Raw genomic sequence first — 18,748 nt, forward strand, 5'->3', positions numbered from 1 at the left:
CGGATGTGGCGAGCCGGCCATAGGTGCCTTGAGACACCTCAGGTGTTTCAGACGCCAAGCCGTGCGCTCTTTACCTTCCCAATCTGGTCCGCGCTTGTCAGGATTTCCCCGTTGCCGTCGGCGGCGGCCCAATAGCCGGGCATCGAAGTCGCCGCTGATTAATGTGGGAGCAGTACAAAGTGAACGCAGGCATGGCCCGGCGGCGATCAGCCATCGGTTGCTGTGCGGGCGAGAAACGGCCGGTGTTGTCTATCATGCGCACGGCCCGGAGCACTTTACGGGGCCGGCTCCGGAGAGTCGATTTTCTCGGTGTGACCCCGGCACAATGTAATCGACAGCCTATGCGAGCCGGCATCAAGTGGCACGTACACGCCTTCGCCGCTGCAATCGATAGGTTGACTGTCGAGCACAATACGCATCGCACGATGCTCTGGCGCAGATTCGACACGGATTTCGTAGCGCGTTGAATGCACATAGACCGTCGCTTCAAAACCCGGCCACGAATCTGGAATACACGGATTCACTACCAGAAAATCGCCTTCCCTGCGAATCCCCAGAATGCCCTCGACTCCAGCCCGGTACATCCATCCGGCCGACCCCGTGTACCACGTCCAGCCGCCGCGTCCGACATGCGGTGCGACTGAATAGACATCGGCCGCGACCACGTAGGGCTCGACCTTGTAGCGTTCGGTCTCGATCGGTGTACGCGCGTGATTAACCGGGTTGAGCAGCGAAAACAAACCGGCAGCCCGGTTACCGTCGTGGAGTTTAGCGAACGCGAAGATCGCCCACATCGCCGCATGGCTATACTGGCCACCGTTCTCGCGCAGCCCCGGCGGGTAGCCCTTGATATAGCCGGGATCGTGCAATGACTTGTCGAACGGCGGCGTGAACAGCAACGCAATGCCGTCATCCGGACGGATCAGGTGTTTGTCCAGCGCGGCCATCGCAAGCTGTGCACGCTGTGGTTCGGCTGCGCCTGACAGTACGGCCCAAGACTGGGCAATCGAATCGATCCGGCATTCGTCGTTGGTGTTCGATCCGACCCAGCTGCCGTCGTCGAAAGTTGCACGGCGGTACCATTCGCTATCCCATGCGTCACGCTCCAGTGCGTCGCGCACCGACACCGCATGCACGCGCCAGCGCTCGCCGCGCGCTGAATCGCGGCATTGGGCGAATGGCGCGAACAGCTCGATGGTGCGCAACAGCAGCCAGCCGAGCCAGACGCTTTCTCCCTTGCCGTTTGCGCCGATGCGGTTCATCCCGTCGTTCCAGTCACCCGTGCCGATGAGCGGCAAGCCGTGCGCGCCAGTCAATTCGATACATTGATCAAGGCCACGTGCGCAATGTTCGAATAAAGAAGCAGATTCCTCGGCTAGCATGGGCTGGAAGAAAGTGTCGTGCTCGCCGGGTTGCAACTGCGGACCGTCGAGGAAGGGCACGACCTCCTCCAGCACCGCGCGATCGCCTGTGCAGCCAATGTACGTCGCCGCGGCGTAAGCGAGCCACAGGCGGTCGTCGGAGATCCGCGTGCGCACACCTTGTCCCGAGTGTGGCAGCCACCAATGCTGAAAGTCGCCTTCGACGAACTGCCGCGACGCGGCACGCAGCAGGTGCCGCCGAGTTTCGTCGGGCCGCACGTGCGTCAGCGCCATCATGTCCTGCAACTGGTCGCGGAATCCGTACGCGCCGCTTGCCTGGTAGAACGCCGAGCGCGCTTCGATCCGGCAGGAGAGCGTCTGGTACAGCAGCCAGCCGTTGAGCATCAGGTCCATCGCGCGATCTGGCGTCTTGACCTGTACGGCACCCAGCACGTTCTGCCAATGACGTGTCACATCGGCTAGCACCGTATCGAGGTTCGCGGTGCGATAACGCTCGATCAGCGCCCGTGCTTCGGCGACGCTCGCGCATTGGCCGACGAACGCGACCACTTCGACCGTCTCCTGTGGTTCCAGCTCGACAAAAGTCTGTAGTGCCGCGCATGGGTCGAGCCCTGCACCGGTCGCGCCGGACAGGGACGCATTGCCGGTCAATGCCGCAGGCGCGGCCGCGTCGCCGTGGCGGCCGAGGAACTCAGTGCGATTGGCCGTCCATGCCGTTTGCCGGCCGCTCAGGTCAGCAAATGCGACACGCGTGCCGAATGCGGTACTCCAGGGATTGCGCGCCAGCATGGCTCTCGTGAGCGAGTCGATTTCCGTCATGACGAACGGTGCCGACGCGCCTCGCGAGGTACCGAGCACCCATTCGAGCCACGCCGTGACCGATAGCCGCCGTCTGCGACCCGACAGATTGCGCAATGTCAGCCGGGTAATCTTTAACGGATCGGCCAGCGGCACGTATTGCAGCAAGCCGAGTGCAATGCCGTTCGCTTCGTGCTCGAAGCGGCTGTAGCCGTACCCGTGACGCGCGACGTACACGCCGCCGTCGCGAATCGGCTGTGCAGTGGGCGTCCATACGTCGCCGGTGCTTTCATCGCGCACGTAAATGGCTTCGCCAGCAGGGTCTTCGACGGGATCGTTCGACCATGGCGTGAGCTGATTTTCCCGGCTGCTGTCCGCCCACGTATAACCGGTGCCTTCCGCAGCGACCTGGAAGCCGAAACCGCCGTTGGCAATCACATTGATCCATGGTGCCGGTGTGCTGGTCTGTCCAGTGAGCACCGTCACGTATTCATGGCCGTTGCGGGCAAAGCCGCCCAGGCCATTAAAAAACTCAAGACCTGCAGTCAGCGTCGGCACTGCGGACGCGTCAGAGTGCTCCTGCCACGGCGAAAACCACGCTGTTTTTTGCCGGCGAGGCGCGGGTGAGCGTGCCGGCATTTGCGTCAGGTAACCAAGCTGGGCAGCGATGGCGCCGCGGCGCGCCAGCAGCGCAATACGCGCGGCCGATAGCAGCAGCGCTCTGGTCTCGACGCTCATCAGGTCGGCACGCAGCACGTAGATCGAACCCTGCGCGAGTTCGCCGTCAAAGCGCGGCCGCGACTGGCTGCTGCGCACCGCAGTTTCAATCGTCCCCTGCAACTCCTGGATATACGACGAACCCCGCTCGTTGACGATCACGAGATCGACCGCCAGCCGCTTCATGCGCCAGTATTCGTGTGCCTTCAATAGCTGCCGGACCTGCGCGATATCGTCGACATCGCCGATGCGCAGCAGCACGATCGGCAGGTCCCCCGAAATTCCGTGCGGCCACAACGCCGACTGCGGGCCGGCGCCGCGCACGATGGCGTCGGGCGTCGCCCTGAAGCGCGCGTCGGCATACAGGATCGGCGCCGCGAGCCGCTGAAAGTCCGCCGCCTCTTCGACCTCCACGTCGAGGTAGCGCAATTGCACCTGAGCTTGCGTCCACGCGAGGGTTTTGGCGCGATCGAACGCGTTGCGGTCGTGATGCTGGTCGATGAGATCGAGCAGCTGTGTGCGCGATTCGGCCACCACGGTCCAGAACGTGACGCGCACCACCTTGCCGGGCGGTACCCGCACGCGATAGCGCAGCGAGAAGACCGGATCGAGCACCGTACCTGTGGTGTTGGAGAGCGGACGGTCGCTAACGATCGACTTGGCCGTGCGGGTATTGCCCCCGCGGCCCAGAAAGTGCAGCCGATCCGTTTCGTACTGCGGTTCGGCGACGATCTCGCCCTCGACCACGGCGAAATGCGCGGCCCAGACCTGAGCCTCGTCATGCGAGCGCGGACGCCGCGTCGCCACCAGCGCTTCGAATTCGGCAAGATGCTCGGTCTGCACGAACATCCGCGAAAATGCCGGATGGGCGTTGTCGGCAGCTGGCGTGGCCAGTGCGAGTTCGGCGTATGAGGTCAGTTCGATTTCATACGCGCTGCGCCCGCTGTTCGCGAGCGAGACACGCCGAACTTCGCCGTCCGCTTCGCCGGAAACCAGCACGTCCATGGTCGTGGTCAGCGATCCGTCGCGACGGGTAAATTCCGCATGATCTTCGCCGAACACGACGTCGCCGTATTCGGCTTCGGCAGCGCACGGTTGCGCGCTGGCAGACCATATCTGGGTGCCCAGCGTATCGCGCAGGTAGATAAACGAGCCCCAGTGATCGCGGGTTGCGTCTTCGCGCCAGCGCGTGATCGCGAGTTCACGCCAGCGGCTGTAACCGGCGCCGGTGGCGGTGAGCATCACCACATACCGTCCATTAGACAGCAGATGCGTAATCGGCGGCCCGCTGGCCGCCGTCGTTTCGGCGACGCGACGTACCGTCGGCAGCATCGTGCCGGCGTCCGCTGCGGACGTACTCACTTCCTCGGCGCGCGGATGGGCCACTGCGACGTCGCGCGGCATGCGTTCCTGCAGCAGCAGTTCGCTCGCCCGGATCATCGGCTCGCGATGAAAGCGCGCTCGCATCACTGCATCGAGCAAGGTATTTGCGATTGCAACGATCGTCATGCCCTGATGGTGAGCCATGAAACTGCGGACGATCGCGAAGTGCTGCGCGTCGGGCAGACGGGCACGGGTAAAATCAAGGGCTTCGTAAAAGCCGTAGCGGCCCATCGCGCCCAGCTTCGCGAGTTGCGCGTAGTTTTCGAGGGCGGCCTGCGGGGCGACCATGGTCGCCAGACCCGTCGCATAAGGTGCGATGACCCGGTTTTCGGAAAGGCCGCGTTTCAGGCCGAGGCCGGGTACGCCAAAGTTCGAATACTGATAGTTGAACTCGATGTCGCGAGCCTGATACGCGGACTCCGAGATGCCCCATGGCATGCCGAGCGACCGCGCGTACGACATCTGCCGTTCCACGACCAGTCGGCTGGTCTGTTCAAGCAGACTGCCGACCGGCGCGCGCATCACCAGCGACGGCATCAGATACTCGAACATCGACCCCGACCACGAAATCAGCGCAGAACCGTTGCCGACCGGCGTCGCGGCGCGACCGAGGCGAAACCAGTGACGCGTCGTCACGTCTGCCTTGGCGATGGCAAACAGGCTCGCTAGCCGCGCTTCGGACGCGAGCAGGTCGTAGCAGCTCGTATCGAGGCTGTTATCCGCTTGCGAATAGCCGATCGACAGCAGCTTGCGATCCTGATCGAGCAGAAACGAGAAGTCCATACCGAGCGCCATCTCGCGCGACGTGTCGGCAAGCGAGCGCAGACGTGCTTGCAAAAGCTGCGGCACGGCGCCAAGTTGCTGCCGGTCGCGACTGTGTTCGCTCACACTGCGATGCAAGGCCTCGATCCAGAACATCAGATCGGCATAACTGTCGTCGCCGCCGGCCGGCATGATCGCGCGCGTCGTCTGCGCGGCTTTCCTCGTTAGCCGGATCAGCGACGGCGACAACGCCTCAAGCATCTGCGGGCCACGCAGGTGCGCATCGATTTCCTCGAAAATTTCGACGAGCTGTTTGCCATGCTCCGCGTTTGCCGCTGGCAGCGCGTCGACCGCCTCGCGCGCGAGTTGCAGGTGGTCGCGTATTCCGGATCTGGCAGCCGACGCAAGCGGCGCTTGCAGCCACTCCTCGCACGCGTTGGCGAGCGCGATCAGATGGCCGGCGAGATTGCCGCTATCGACTGACGATACATACACGGGCGCCAGGGCCCGCAGGTCCCGCGTGTCGTACCAGTTGTAGAAATGGCCCCTGAAACGCGGAAGTTTCTGCATCGAGACAAATGCGGCTTCAATGCGATCGGTGGTTTCCACCGTCCCCGCCCAGCCGAAATCTCGAGCGACAACCGCCGACAGCAGATACAGCCCGAGGTTGGTCGGCGAGGTGCGCTGCGCGACGACCGGCTTCGGGTCTTCCTGGAAATTGTCCGGTGGCAGCATGTTTTCGAGCGGCGTCACAAAGGTCTCGAAGAAGCGCCAGGTACGCCGCGCGATCAGGCGCAGGTGCTGGGCGTCTTCGTCAGACATCGCAAATCGCCCCGCGACCGCTGGCGAACGGCTCGACCACAGTGCCAGCGCCGGCGCGGCCAGCCACAGCAAGACGAACGGCAATACGAGCGGCCAATGTGCCGGCTCAAAGGTGAGCGCACCGGCGCACAACACAAGTACAAGCGTGATACCGCCGCTCATCTGTCGATAAAAGCCGCTCAGATCCAGACGCGGGCTGGCCTTGGACTGTGCCGCCGTCGTCCATTCGAGCAAACGGCGACGCGTGATGAACAGGCGCACAAGCGTCCGGACGATCGCATCGACCATGCGCCATGCCTGATCGGCGACGAATGCGACCGACAAAAAGATTTGCAAGGTAGCAAGCCGCACGTCGGCAGCGAGGGCGCGGAAGTGATTGCGCAGGCGGATCCCGGCACGCGGCGGCATGATCGCGAATAGCGTCGGCAGAAACGCGGGAATGGCGAGCGCGCCTGACAACGCCAGGATTCCCGCAAGACTGGCGCGGACGGGCATCAACCAGCACAGCGCGAACGCGGCGACCATTGTGGGGGCGAGTAGCGAGCGGCGCAGATTGTCGAGCATCTTGAAGCGGCCGATGGATGGCATCGCCGGCCGCACGCGGCCCCGATGCCCGACGATCCACGGCAGCAACTGCCAGTCGCCACGCGTCCAGCGATGCTGGCGTTTTGACGTGACGTCGTAACGCGACGGCACTTCCTCGACTACCTCGACATCGGATGCGAGGCCCGCGCGCGCAAAAATGCCTTCGAACAGATCGTGACTGAGCAGTGCGTTTTCCGGCACTCGGCCGCGCAACGACGCTTCGAATGCATCGACGTCGTAGATGCCTTTACCGGTAAACGAACCCTCGCCGAAGAGGTCCTGATAGACGTCGGATACGGCCGCTGCGTAGGGGTCCATCCCGCCTGGGCCGGAGAACACACGCTGATAGAGCGACCCCTCCTGGCCAACGGGCAGCGATGGCGTCACGCGCGGCTGCAGGATCGCATAGCCGTTAACCACACGCTGTTCGATGTCGCTGAATTGCGGCCGGTTCAGCGGATGCGCCATCTTGCCGATCAGGCGCAGCGCGGCATCGCGTGGCAGACGCGTGTCGGCATCGAGCGTGATGACGTACCGTACGCCCGATGGCACCTGCGGTGCCCGCCCTGCGATCGGCACAAAATTCGTATCGGTCGCGCCACGCAGCAGCCGGTTGAGTTCGTGCAGCTTGCCGCGTTTGCGTTCCCAGCCCATCCATTTGTTCTCGCTCGCGTTGTACACGCGACGGCGGTACAGCAACAGGAAACGGCTGCCGCCGGGGCCTTGTCCGTGCCGGCGGTTCAGTGCTTCGATGGCGTCGGCAGCGACGGCTAGCAGAGGCGCATCGCCGGGCAGCACTTCCTCATCGGCATCGAGCCCGTCAGCCAGCAACGCGAACGACAGGTCGCCGCCAGCGCCCGCGAGATGATGCACCTCGAGGCGTTCGATCTGCTCGCGCAACTCGGCCTCGCTGGTCAGAAGCGTCGGCACGGCGACCAGCGTGCGCAGCGACGACGGCACGCCCGCCGTCAGTTCGAGCCCGGGTAACGTGACTGCGCCGAAACCCGATGTCACCGCGCGATTGACGAACGCCGTTGCGACCTCCGTGGCAGGCAGGAATGCGCATACGGCAAACAATGCGAGTAGCCACGCGTCGGTGCCTTGCGGTGGTGCGGTCCAAAGCGTCCACATCGCCCACAAGTCCAGTGCCATCAGCATCGTGGCAGCCGCCAGGATCGCGCCGACATAGCCGCCGATGCCGAGACGGACACTGAATCGCGTGATCTTCAGACGCGGCGGCGGTCGAAATTTCAATGTGGACTCGAGCGCGCGCCGGCCCTCGGCGATCAGATGGTAGCCAGGCTCCCCAGCACGTCCCGCACGTACCGTATCGCCCGCCGCTGCAATCGCCGCTTGCGCCGACTGCAGCGCGAGATCTGCCACTTCGAGTTCATTCGCGGATGAACCGCGCGCCAGTTGCTCGATCGCGCTGCGGTACAGGTTGCGCGTCGGGAAATCCATCGTGCCGAATGCGCTGCCTGCGCGCAGCCGCGCATCGACAAGGCTCATACTCTCGAACAGTTCTGTCCAGTCGATGTCGGAAATCAGGCGAATGCTGGTAATCACATTGCGCACCGTGACGTTCGATGCACCCTGGTGTTGCTGCGCGCGCTGCACGACCTCATCGACGGAAAGATCCTGGCGTTTCAGCCGCTCTTCCAGCCAGCCGAGCGCCGGCGTGGTACGCGGATCCTGATCACGCAGCCGTTTAGCGAGTTGCGCAGCAAACGGCTCCGACAACGCGCCCGGCGAACGTGTAGCGATATCCGCTTCCAGTGCGGAACGCGCGCTGCCCGATTCGAGCAGACGCTCGGTGAGCGCGTCGGCATCCGCATGTGCGGTGCGGCCCGCGGTCATCTGGTCGGCGAGACGTCGCAGGTTTTCGATCAGCACGATGCGCAGCGTGATCGCCACCGCCCACAATTCGCCGATCGTCAGCGGCTGAATCCGTTGGTAGGCGTCGATGAAACGCCGCAGCACCTGCGGGTCGAAGTGACTGTCAGTATGGGCAACGAATGCCCACGCAAGGCCGAATACGCGCGGATAGCCGGCGAACGGACCCTCGGCGAGCTTGGGCAACTGACGGTAGTAGCCTGGCGGCAGGTCGTCGCGAATCTCGCGGATCTGTTGCTCGACGAGGTGATAGTTGTCGAGCAGCCATTCGGCCGCAGGCTCCACGCCCCGGCCGCTCTCCAGTTCTGCGGCACTCGCGCGGTAAGCTGCGAGCAGGACGGCGGCATTGTCGTTGAGCCGCGTGTGCAGAGCCAGCACGACGGGTGGTTTGCTCGTCACCGGCTGGGCCGCGGCGAGGCTCTGCGCGTGCTGCTCGAGACGCTCGACGCCGAATAGTTCATCGCGCACTGGCGCGGTGTCTGTCCACGGTGGTGAGCGTGAACGAAATCGTATCGTGTACTGAAGCAATGTGTTGTTCACAGACGCCTTTTTTCTGCGGTTAGGTGACTTCGGCGAACGAGCCAAAACCCGCGCGCGATATTGTTGAAAGGTCTGCCGGACGCCATCGCTACGATGATCCGTGGACGTGAGCACGAATTGCCGGCATGACCAACTCCGGCGCACTGGCGCGTGTGGCGGCACGGGTGCAGCCGCGCCAGTAGAGGAGACGTATGCCTGACTTTGCTTTGTTTTACGCGTGCGGTGTGTCGCGAGTGTTATGCGACTAGTCAACAGGAAGGGAGAAAATGGGCCGGCCCCAGGCTAACCCGTATGGCACCGGACAAGCGGTGCGCGACGAAACGGAAGATCACGGGACGCAGACTGAACCTGCGTCTGTTAAGTGCCGGTTATTTCTTCTTCGTCGGGGAGCTGGCGGAGGTCTTCGGAGCGGTTGTCCCGGAAAGATCCGCTGCAGGAGGCGGTATTTTCTTGGGCTGTTTCGGTTTTTTTGCCTCGCGATTGCCGCGCAATTGACCCTTTGACATCGTGTTTCTCCAGTTACTTCGACCGCGGAAGCGGCCGCCTTGTCCATTCTGCGCGCATTTGCCGGTTCCGTCGCGATCTATTTGATGAGCAGGCAGCTCGCGCGAGCCGGCCAGGGCGGCGATCAGATGCGGAAGAAATGCGGTGCAACGATGCCCGTTCAGGGTCCGGCATGCGCGAACCTCAGCAACATCAACGTCTTTCCGGTGCAACGTCCCAAACCTGCCAGAGGTGTGCGCTTACGTTGACACGGCCGTCCCAGTCGTCTGCGCTCATCGTAGAACGCTCGCGGGCAAGGAACCCGGCCAGCCAACACAGGGAAGCCTCCGCAGCTGGCCTGCTTGACCTTTCTTCGACGGTCGTGCGAAACAGTTCAAGGATTGCTTCCACATTGATGTATGGCCTGTTCATCACGATCTCCTCGTGAACTTCGAGGGTGGATTCTGCGCAATCCATCTGGTGCGCTCCGCCTTCCGTTGTCGAGCCCCACGCTTAGCAATGCGTCAGGTCCACCAATTCTGAGCTCCGCTAATTTGACCACGTTTCCTCTTTGCCATATCCGTTATATTTCGCTCGGAAAATTCGCCGAACCTGCGCCCCGCATCGCCTCGGTAGCGTCGATCGCCACACCTTTACGGTTTCGTACTCGGCCCCGATCGTGTCGGGGCTGCCGGATAATCGGCATGACGTCATTTGCCGTCGCGTTCCATTTCGCCCGCTTCGGCAATCAGAAACTGGTCAGAGTCATCAGAACGTCCGAATACCAGGCACTGTTGAGGCCCAGCGTCTCGTCAATGTGCAAATCTCGCGCGCCCATATCAATGGCAGACGAATGCACGCCGAGAAGCATCCATGGCAGGCGCGCGCCGGTTGTCGCTTGTCCGGTCGATACGTTGCTCATGACGACGGGCGCGCCGCTAGTGCCACGGTGCGTCCGCGCATCGGTAATGAAACATCCTTTGCCCTGAAAGCGCAGGCCGAACGCTGATGCTATGACGCCTTGCCGCACCACAGGTAGATGGTGCAGTGAATCGTGAAAGCCGAGCGGAAATCCGACGACCAGCACCGAAGCGCCAACTGGCACGACGTCCCCCGGCCTGGGCAGGTGCTCGGGGCCAAACGAGCTGAATACCGCGTTCGCCGGCAGCCGATCCCTGTGAATCTCGAGCACCGCCACGTCAATTGAGCCGGCGTCGTCTTCGCCTTGCCGCCAAAGGCTGACGCCTTCCGCATACAAGGGGATGGAGAACCACGTCGAGGCACCGAGATCGTCGGGATCGATGTGAAGCTCGATCTCCAACCTGTCCGGAAAGTGTCCGCTTGGCTCGTCGCTGATGACGTGGCGACTCGTCACCAGAAAGAGCCGCCCGTCACGCGCGAAAAAGAAACTGCTGGCATTCGTCAGATGGTCCGTATGCGCGAAGGTCCGGACGCGCGCCCCCGTGAGAAGCAGCGCATCCGCGGCCGGCCTGGATAGCGCCGCGCGTATCCCGGAAGAAGTTGGCGGCAAATTCGCTCGATCACGGACGAACTGTCCGATCAACTGAAGCAGAGCATCGCGTTGCGGCCCTGCCTGCCCTGACGACAGGAACGTCGCAACGGAAATCTCGGATGGCCGGCCTCCTGACGCGGCGTTCGGGACATGGTGAACGACGGGAAGTTCGTCAGCTCCGATACCCAGGAGCCACGTGTCGCCATTCGGGCCCACGTACAGCTCGACGGAATTGGCTTTCATCGCTGAGTCTCCTGTTGTGGTCCGTATCTCGCGCGGAGGTGAGGACGATCGGGAAGCCGCTCGTTATGCAGATGTGAGGAACGGCGCCAGGCCACGCGGTTAGCCCTCATGCGGGGCCGAGGAGCGTGTCGATTGCAGCTTGCCCCGCGCTTTCCCCGATGAGATAAGACCAGCGCCGCGTGAAAGGGCCGTTACGAATCTCGATGCGGTGACCTCGATGGCCGAGCACGCTAAGGTTGGCCCCGCCTTTGATCTGGAAAGTCACGTCATAAAGGTCTTCGGCAGAAGCCACCAAAGTGACGTGGATCTCAAAGCCACGGTAGGGAATGATGCGGTACATGAGGAGGCGCTCCTGGAAGTAAAGTCACGCGCCTCTTGTCGGGACTGTGCGGCAATGCCTCGATTATAGGCAGTTAAGTCTGCGCACGCCTGCGCCTGACCGACTGCGCCATCGCGCACTAGTTGAGCCTGGAAATATCGCTATACAAACTCTTCAAAGCGCGTAGGATGGATGCAGTCGACTAAGTGCCCAATGGAGCACCTGGCGACCATCAGCAGCGCTTTCGGCGATCCCTAAGGGGATCTGTCAGTGATCGGAGACCGTGCAACGCGGTCACTCTGTCAGCACTACCGATATTGCTCCACGCTCCTTTTCCTGTTTGCCGCCTCGCGCGGCGCGAGGTTATCCCATGACAGTCAAATTCCGCCTGTATCGCGGCCTGGAAATCTATCCGCTCGTCTTTCCCCGTCGTCCTACCATATCCGGTCGTGGGCACGACTACGAGGAAGGCTTCGATGCCGCCGTGCGCATTCAGGAGCCGACAGTCGAACGCGTTCCGTCGCGCAGCCGCGTGTTCAGGCTCGTTACACAAAGTGCGTATCGAAGCGCGGGAGACGCGCGGCGCGCATGCACGACTTACGCGGAACAGATGATCGACAACTGCCCGCCGGATGAGGCGTTCTTTGAATGGGACACGGGCGAGCCCGTGAGCATCGAAACAGAACGGGATGCACTAGGCAGCCCTGCGCCGACCAAACGCCCGATCTTTGCTGACTTCACAAGGTGATCCGAATACCATGCAACTCATTCTCCCTAATTACCGCATCGACCCGACACCGCGCAGGGCCGATGGAGAATATATGGCGCATGCACGCATCAGCGCCCATACCGCGGACGGCAGCGAAGCCGATGTCTTCATGAGCGGCGACCTTGCAGGCTTTGACCTGCGCGACGACGCTGTCCGTTACGCAACCGGCTGGGCAACGGAATGGCTCGAACGACGCTACGGCTGGCCGCATAGGACTTGAGTGCGATCCAGAGGTGCAACTTGCGCGGCCCGCGCTGGACAACCTATCTTAGCCAGTCGCAGGCATCCTGGGACCGCGTGCGATCGGGATTGTCCCTTTTATCGTCGGATTCTGGAAATCAGGCTGATCAGGTAGCTAGCCACAACCAGACCACAGGTCGCAGCCGCGACTACAAAATAAAGGGTGATGAAAATCGACACCACCCATTCAAAGACCAAAGCGACGATGGTTGCCATGTTGATTGATCACCGGGTGCCTCAAGGACGTCGTCGCGACGGATCTCGGAAAGCGGACAAATCTCGCACAACTGACTAGTTCCACGCAGGCCTTTGCGTAGGTGCGCAACTTTGGCAGGCACGGGAGGCATGGGATATGGCACCGGGAGCGCATTCCATTCTACGATGAACGCGGACGACAGGAACAGTCTCGTCCAGGAAGGAGCAGTAAGTCTTGTCGATCCGGTGCATCTCAAATCTTGGGGCCCAGTAAGGGACGGCGAGTAGGGTTGCGCAGCATTACACTAACGAGGAGATCGTGATGAACAAGCCGTACGTCAATGTGAAAGCGATCCTCGAGGTGTTGCGCATGGCCCGTCGCGGGAAACTCAAGCGACCCGGGTGCGGCAGATTCTCTGCCTTGGCTGGCCGGGTTCCGTGCGCGCGAACTCCGCTGGCGCACGCGCCGAATTTGTTGATCCCGCTTCCGCTTTGCCATACATGTCTTCCTCGTTCGGACAGTTCGCCGCAACTGTGCTCGGCGTCGGCCTCACTCCCCTCGATCGCCATTTCACCGCCTGCCTGTTCCTGCGCCCTTTGCTTCTGCTTATGTCTCGCCGCGACGACTGCGTCGTGCGACCTGCCTGCGTAATTCAAGGTCATCTTGTTCCTCCTTCAAAACAGTCTTGCATCCTGCGGGTGTCATTTCCCAGCTGACAATCGCAAACGCTCGCGTAGCCTGTTCAATACGTGATGTTCGTTCAGCCAACGGATCTCCTGTTTCCGCTGGACGCCGCGCATGTACCTCCGCAGTGATACGGCTAAGATCAGCGCCAGCCCGAAAGCGATGCCCCACATTGCATGCGTCATACTATCCCTTTCCAATCTGTTCCCGAGTTACACCTGGCGACCGATTATGCGGTAAGAAATGTCACTCGTTATCCTTGGCGCTTTCAAAATCCGGATAGCTCAGTCATTCAGTGCTTATCGCGCATCCGGTCCCCGATCGGAGACGTATCTGGCCAACGGGCGGCCGGCTCGCGCTCATGTTCCAGCCTGCACGCTGCCGCTGCCGATATCGCGAGGCACACTACCACCGCGAACACGATACAGGACCGTCTATTGATCGACTCGCGGCACTCTTCCTTGCCGTCGGGTCCACACTTACATATTAGCCTCCCATAGCAATATGAAAGGTCTTTATTCACCGATCTATCGTACTCGTAGCTTTATCCCACACACAGCTTTATCCCACGCACGGATGTTGGATATCGGGACGCAGATGCGACGCTACCCAGCCTGACCACGGATGACGTCGACAGAGGCGTGGAACGCGATGCGCGACGAGCAGGCCCCGATGCGGGAAAATGAATGGCCTGGTATCACGATGCGCACGCTGAGCACCCCGTCACCCGGACACGTGACACATGTTAGACCCTCAAGCAAACAAATCTTCATTTGCGATTTTCAGGAACACCACGATTTCGGGTAGCAATCGGAAATTGCGCCATGCGCTTCCTCTCCCTGTACTCGGTGATCTTGGTGGCACGTCCGCTTTAAGCGGTCGGCCGATGCCCTGACCGATAGTTCGAGCTTCTTGAGCACATCAGGATTACACTCGAAGCAGGGAAAATTCTGGAGCAGTACCATGGTCGAAGCTACCCCCCAAAACACCTTTCTTGGTCTTCCATTGAGTTCCGAGCACGACGCAGAGGTGAGGCACTACATAAAGAGGAAGAAACTGCGCGGAGCGCCATGGGACACGCCGGAGCTGGAAGCCATGCTGGATGACATGCTGGTTCCCCCGCGCGAGGAAGACGGAGAATCTGGCGCCACTGTCAACGAGACCAGGTCAGCCACAGAACGCGCGACAGCTTCCGTTGACGAGGCTATGGAACCCATTGGGGCAAGCGAGGAGCGAAATGCGGCCATGGAAGCCGAAGGAATGAAGGGGCCAAGACCGTAGAGTCAGGAAGGTCCACCCGTTTTATTTCGGATTACGTATTGACGTCGCGGGTACATTTCACACAGACAGCGCATTGATAGTCTTACGCTTGCGGTGTGTGACCGTTGCGCGGTTGCGCGGGGGAAGTCGACTGAAAGGTCTTTGCGATCTGCCTTGCATTGCCGTCGAAAAAGGCGCATTCTCGTCAGACGCAGAGTGCACGCCTTGAGACCCGACTGCTCCGGTCGGCACGGCGCCCTCAACCTTCACGGTACCGAGACCACTGCGGATATCGTGCCGAAAGCTTCGTGCCTCATTCAGGCCGCGTTTTGCCTGTCTTCGTTGTCCGCTTGTCGAGCGCTCAAGAAGGTTCTCCCCTCGCTGACAACGACATTCGGTTGCTGAGTCGGCCCTGATATTTTGAATTTTTCCATTGGAAATACCATGCCCAGGCAACCCAGGACGTACTCAAGCCCCGCCGTCAGGCAAAGCGACTACGTCGTCGAGCAGAAAGCCCGTGAGTCGGCACGGGAAATGGCGGAAGGCGAGCGGGCGCAAAGGCGACGCGACATGGACGCCCGCATCGATGTCAACGCGGCCAAGTGGCGATATATCTGTCCGGTGAGTGAATGAAAAAACAGTGCGTGCTCAACTTTCCCAATCCCAGTCGCATCTACGACGCATCCAGACACTGTGTGTGCTTCTGGGGCCATGACAATGCGCGCGAGGTTGTCTTTCTGGTCGACGATGCGATGTTGACGAAGCTGAACCCCGACATGGGTCCTGACGAGTCCGCGCTGCTTGCGACCTTCGACCACAACCGCGACCGAATCCTGGGACTGGCCAGAACCCTTTATAAGGGTGGTCCCGCGACCAGATACACAATTTCGTGAACAGAGGGCCTATCGCCACCTGTACCCCTGCACCTTTCTGCTGACGCGGGACGGGCCGCCGACAGTCGTCGCTGCTTACGTCGTTCCGGACGGGTTGCCATCCAGTTTGGCTGGTTTTGTAACTGAGTACGCGATGGCGATATATTGCTCCCCGCTGCTGCACTCACGAAATGCTTCGGAGCTTCGCGCCCGACCCACAACGGGTATTTGCCGGGACCTCGATTTGGGGACGGCACCTGCATGGCCTCCATGCATCCGCTCATCGGGGAACCGAGCACACGATTGCGTACAACCATCAGGACCGGAGTCGAGCACAAGGCTTGATTCTTCAACCGGCGGAGTCTGTCGATGTATCGGATGATTCCCTATAGAGGGTTTGAGATTCACGTCACATTGACTCTTTCCGCGGAGGACATGTACGAGGTAACGATGCAGATTAAAGGCGGTACCAACTTCGGCATCATCGGCGACGGTGCAAACGCAATCCAGCTTCGCCATGGCCCCTTTACCAGGCGCTGGGCTTACCTGGTCGCGGAAGTCGCAGGGCAGGCAGCAATTGACGTGCTTTTGGGATCTTCAATCGATACAAACAGCTCACCATTGAAGTGAGTTCTTCCCTCTCTCTCCGATAGCCTGCAACGTTTGCCGCATCGTAGGGGGCCAGGCGCATCCGGCCGATTTGCGCTTGCCTCAGTCGCTTGAATGATAGCAAGCGCGCACCGCCCGATACCACTCGAGCTTCACGGTGTGGGAATGGTACGGGTCGCAATCCCTGCGTGCCTGGTCGAGTGACATGAGCGTTAATTCGAGGATCCAACGACCTTGGCCAGGTCCCGCTCTTTTCCCTTGATGCTTTCGATCAAGAATTTTCTCACTTCGAAAAGGTCCTTGAGTGCCTGCTCTGCCATAGCGAGAACGTCTTGCATCGGTAGTGTGTCAGAGCCGCCCACGAGCGATGTCTGAATCATGTCACGCACCGTGCTAATGCTGAGTTCCGCCCGAATGATCCGGTTCTCAGTTACGGTCAGACTGTGACGTTGCTGCGCGATCGTAAGCACATGTATCTCCGGTGCGTCTCGTCATGCGTTATCGCGTTTAGCACAGGTCGGTGCATAGCCGGAGACGAGCAACCTCAGCTCACTTCCAGCGACCTGAACTGCAGTGCGAAGAACTTGCTTGTCGTGAGAGTACACGCCGTCGGAACGATGCCGCGCCGCCCTTCAGGGCCTGCTGGAACCAGCTTTTCCGGTTCCTCGCTTCCCAGCGATTACGGGCGAGGCGATATCGTCTCTGTTTTCGTGGACGGTCAGGATCACATGAGGTCGCATACCGCGTCTGGCCATTTCCTCGCTGACCTGATTCCTTGCTTCGGCTTTCTGTATGGAATCGCTTCGACGTCTTGCTCATCACTTTCGGGTGCCATCGGCATACCATCATCCGTCGCGTTCTGTGCAGCCTCTCTGCGCCTCCTGCTTTCTGCCAGCTCTTCCGCATGTACCTGGTCAACCTTCATGATGCACTCCTGCTGTGAGAAAAACTGGTTCGGCCCCGATAGTCGAGACGGCGCGACACGTCGTGACGTCGCGCTTGCTTCCTGCCATTTGTCGTCGCGCGAACGGTGTCAGGCGTCCACGAAAACCCGTTGGGAAACGGGCAAACAGCACAACTGCCCGTCGTACCGGCTCGAAAGTTCGTGTACGGCAGCCAGGGTGATGAACGCGGAGCGCGTCATATGACGTTCTCTTGCCGCCCGATCCACTTGCTGCAGCAAACTTTCGAGCAGATCAAACTGAACGTCCGCGGCTTTCGAGGTAATCCGCGCGAGATTGATGTCGACAAACATCCAGATGCCCTCCCCATCGTCCAGATCGAGCGAATGCAACTCCGACGCGCTGCACGTCGGAGCGGGGATGAGTTGCTCACTCCGGTCGTACATCAATACGACGGCCCTCGTCGCGTTGCGCAGCAGTTCGGCGAACGAATCTCCGCGTGCTTCGGCGCTCGGAAAGTCAGGAAAACTGCCGCGAAAGCCGAATTCGTCCTCGCGGCAAACATAAAAGGGATACTGCATACTGGCCCACTGGGTTTGGGACTGACTGGCATTTGGCTGTCAGAGCTCGGATGCCTGAACCTTGCCGTCAACGATGTCTTTGCCGAACTGCATGGCGAGCTCGATGGCATCACGCTCGTTCGTGGGACTGGCGCCGCCGAACAACGTCGAATAGCGGCGCAAGCTCGCTCCTGTGGACGGGATAGCGTCAATTCCCACGACGGATGAGAACCGGCGTGCCCCTTTGGCATAGGGGTCGCGATGCAGCGGAAATTCCTGGTGAGAGTAAGCGCGCAGCTCGTACCCTCGGTATTCAATGGTCGGAATGGTCATGATGACGGGCTCTTCAATCAAAACTGGCCGTCATTGAACTGCTCGTATCCGGATGCGAGAAGGCGGTCAGGAATATTTGGATGTTTTCACGATGCGCCCAATGCGATAGCAAAGCAACTGAAATCGTGATGGTACAAAAAAGAAGCCGGCGTTTGGCCGGCCTCTCTTCATCAGGCGGGGAGACCGCCAGACAACCTGCTCGTGCAGGAGGTCATTCTCGTGTGCGCGCGCAACATGCGCCTCATTGACGACTATATCCCTATCCTGCGAGATGTGCAGTGGTTTCGAAGAGTTTGACGGCCGGATGGTAACGGGGGACGGCTGGATCTGTCGTTCGCATGCTTGCAATCGGTGGGAAAATGCGTCACACCCCGCTGCCCGTTCCCGTTCCTGATGAGATCCCACCCGGCTTTCCCGGCACCGATGAGCTCGCCGTGCTGCGCGCGTAATGCGTGGGCCTCGCCGTATGGGCGGCCGTCGAGCGCTATTTGCCCTCCTCGCCGGGCGGCGGGCGATCCGGGCGCGGCGTGCTTGGGCACATCCCGCACAAACTGATCGCCGTTGCGCACGCGTCCCATCGCAACGATCTTGCGGCGCTCTTTCGACCATCCAGCAGATGAACGGCAACAGCGCGAAATCGGTCGCACAGGCGATCGACATCCGCGCACCGCGTGCCCGCCGAAGGCGCGGATGGCCGACGACATCGCGCAGCGGTTCGCACCGCGCGCGGCGCGCCTGCTCGACACAACCCAGCACGACCCACGCGGACCTGACCGTACGCATTCCGCATCGTCGTGCACGCAGGCCTTTCTGGCGTATTGACCTCAGATTTTCCGCAGAAATACGGAGCGAAACGCGTCCAACAAGATAAATCCTATTATCA

Annotated in this window: 14 protein-coding genes; 6 read left to right on the top strand and 8 right to left on the bottom strand. The window is 61.0% G+C overall.

Going from position 1 to position 18,748, the window contains the following annotated elements; genetic code table 11:
• Positions 1–275: 275 nt before the first annotated feature.
• The 3 genes from BX592_RS16245 to BX592_RS16260 form a co-directional block, all read right to left on the bottom strand.
• Positions 276–8,882 (bottom strand): glycoside hydrolase family 94 protein, encoded by an 8,607-nt coding sequence (locus BX592_RS16245; protein WP_134192836.1) that lies wholly within the window; start codon positions 8,880–8,882, stop codon positions 276–278.
• A 1,231-nt stretch (positions 8,883–10,113) separates the two neighbouring features.
• On the bottom strand, positions 10,114–11,121 hold the full coding sequence (locus BX592_RS16255) for a trypsin-like peptidase domain-containing protein (RefSeq protein WP_134192838.1): 1,008 nt from the start codon (positions 11,119–11,121) through the stop codon (positions 10,114–10,116).
• A 106-nt stretch (positions 11,122–11,227) separates the two neighbouring features.
• Positions 11,228–11,461 carry a hypothetical protein gene (locus BX592_RS16260; protein ID WP_134192839.1) on the bottom strand — a complete coding sequence of 78 codons (234 nt, stop codon included), beginning with the start codon at positions 11,459–11,461 and terminating at the stop codon, positions 11,228–11,230.
• A 349-nt stretch (positions 11,462–11,810) separates the two neighbouring features.
• Between BX592_RS16260 and BX592_RS16265 the strand changes: the two genes are divergently transcribed.
• Both BX592_RS16265 and BX592_RS16270 read left to right on the top strand, forming a co-directional pair.
• Entirely contained in the window at positions 11,811–12,188 is a 378-nt protein-coding gene (locus BX592_RS16265; protein WP_243849575.1) for a hypothetical protein, read from the top strand.
• Between the two features lie 10 nt (positions 12,189–12,198).
• Positions 12,199–12,429, top strand: coding sequence for a hypothetical protein (locus BX592_RS16270; RefSeq protein WP_134192840.1), 231 nt, complete (start codon positions 12,199–12,201; stop codon positions 12,427–12,429).
• A gap of 515 nt (positions 12,430–12,944) precedes the next feature.
• Here the strand turns inward: BX592_RS16270 and BX592_RS35165 are convergent.
• Complete coding sequence (locus BX592_RS35165) at positions 12,945–13,307, bottom strand: hypothetical protein (protein ID WP_377681669.1); 363 nt, start codon at positions 13,305–13,307, stop codon at positions 12,945–12,947.
• A gap of 985 nt (positions 13,308–14,292) precedes the next feature.
• Between BX592_RS35165 and BX592_RS16285 the strand changes: the two genes are divergently transcribed.
• The 3 genes from BX592_RS16285 to BX592_RS16300 all read left to right on the top strand — a co-directional run bounded on the left by BX592_RS16285 (position 14,293) and on the right by BX592_RS16300 (position 16,091).
• Positions 14,293–14,610: a hypothetical protein gene (locus BX592_RS16285; RefSeq protein ID WP_134192842.1), complete on the top strand. Its 318-nt coding sequence runs from the start codon at positions 14,293–14,295 to the stop codon at positions 14,608–14,610.
• 608 nt (positions 14,611–15,218) lie between these two features.
• Entirely contained in the window at positions 15,219–15,482 is a 264-nt protein-coding gene (locus tag BX592_RS16295; protein ID WP_134192844.1) for a DUF1488 family protein, read from the top strand.
• A gap of 348 nt (positions 15,483–15,830) precedes the next feature.
• Complete coding sequence (locus BX592_RS16300) at positions 15,831–16,091, top strand: hypothetical protein (protein WP_134192845.1); 261 nt, start codon at positions 15,831–15,833, stop codon at positions 16,089–16,091.
• A 191-nt stretch (positions 16,092–16,282) separates the two neighbouring features.
• On the opposite strand, the gene BX592_RS16305 is transcribed toward BX592_RS16300, so the two are convergent.
• The 4 genes from BX592_RS16305 to BX592_RS16320 all read right to left on the bottom strand — a co-directional run bounded on the left by BX592_RS16305 (position 16,283) and on the right by BX592_RS16320 (position 17,865).
• Positions 16,283–16,540: a hypothetical protein gene (locus BX592_RS16305; RefSeq protein WP_134192846.1), complete on the bottom strand. Its 258-nt coding sequence runs from the start codon at positions 16,538–16,540 to the stop codon at positions 16,283–16,285.
• Between the two features lie 254 nt (positions 16,541–16,794).
• Positions 16,795–16,995 (bottom strand): hypothetical protein, encoded by a 201-nt coding sequence (locus tag BX592_RS16310; protein WP_134192847.1) that lies wholly within the window; start codon positions 16,993–16,995, stop codon positions 16,795–16,797.
• Between the two features lie 108 nt (positions 16,996–17,103).
• On the bottom strand, positions 17,104–17,553 hold the full coding sequence (locus tag BX592_RS16315; RefSeq protein ID WP_134192848.1) for a type II toxin-antitoxin system HicB family antitoxin: 450 nt from the start codon (positions 17,551–17,553) through the stop codon (positions 17,104–17,106).
• 39 nt (positions 17,554–17,592) lie between these two features.
• Positions 17,593–17,865, bottom strand: a complete 273-nt coding sequence (locus tag BX592_RS16320; RefSeq protein WP_134192849.1) for a hypothetical protein — start codon at positions 17,863–17,865, stop codon at positions 17,593–17,595.
• Positions 17,866–18,555: 690 nt separating this feature from the next.
• Between BX592_RS16320 and BX592_RS34855 the strand changes: the two genes are divergently transcribed.
• Entirely contained in the window at positions 18,556–18,687 is a 132-nt protein-coding gene (locus BX592_RS34855) for a hypothetical protein (RefSeq protein ID WP_279589192.1), read from the top strand.
• The last annotated feature ends 61 nt before the right edge of the window (positions 18,688–18,748 follow it).

Source organism: Paraburkholderia rhizosphaerae, from assembly GCF_004366595.1.
In the GTDB taxonomy this organism is placed as follows: Bacteria; Pseudomonadota; Gammaproteobacteria; order Burkholderiales; family Burkholderiaceae; genus Paraburkholderia; species Paraburkholderia rhizosphaerae.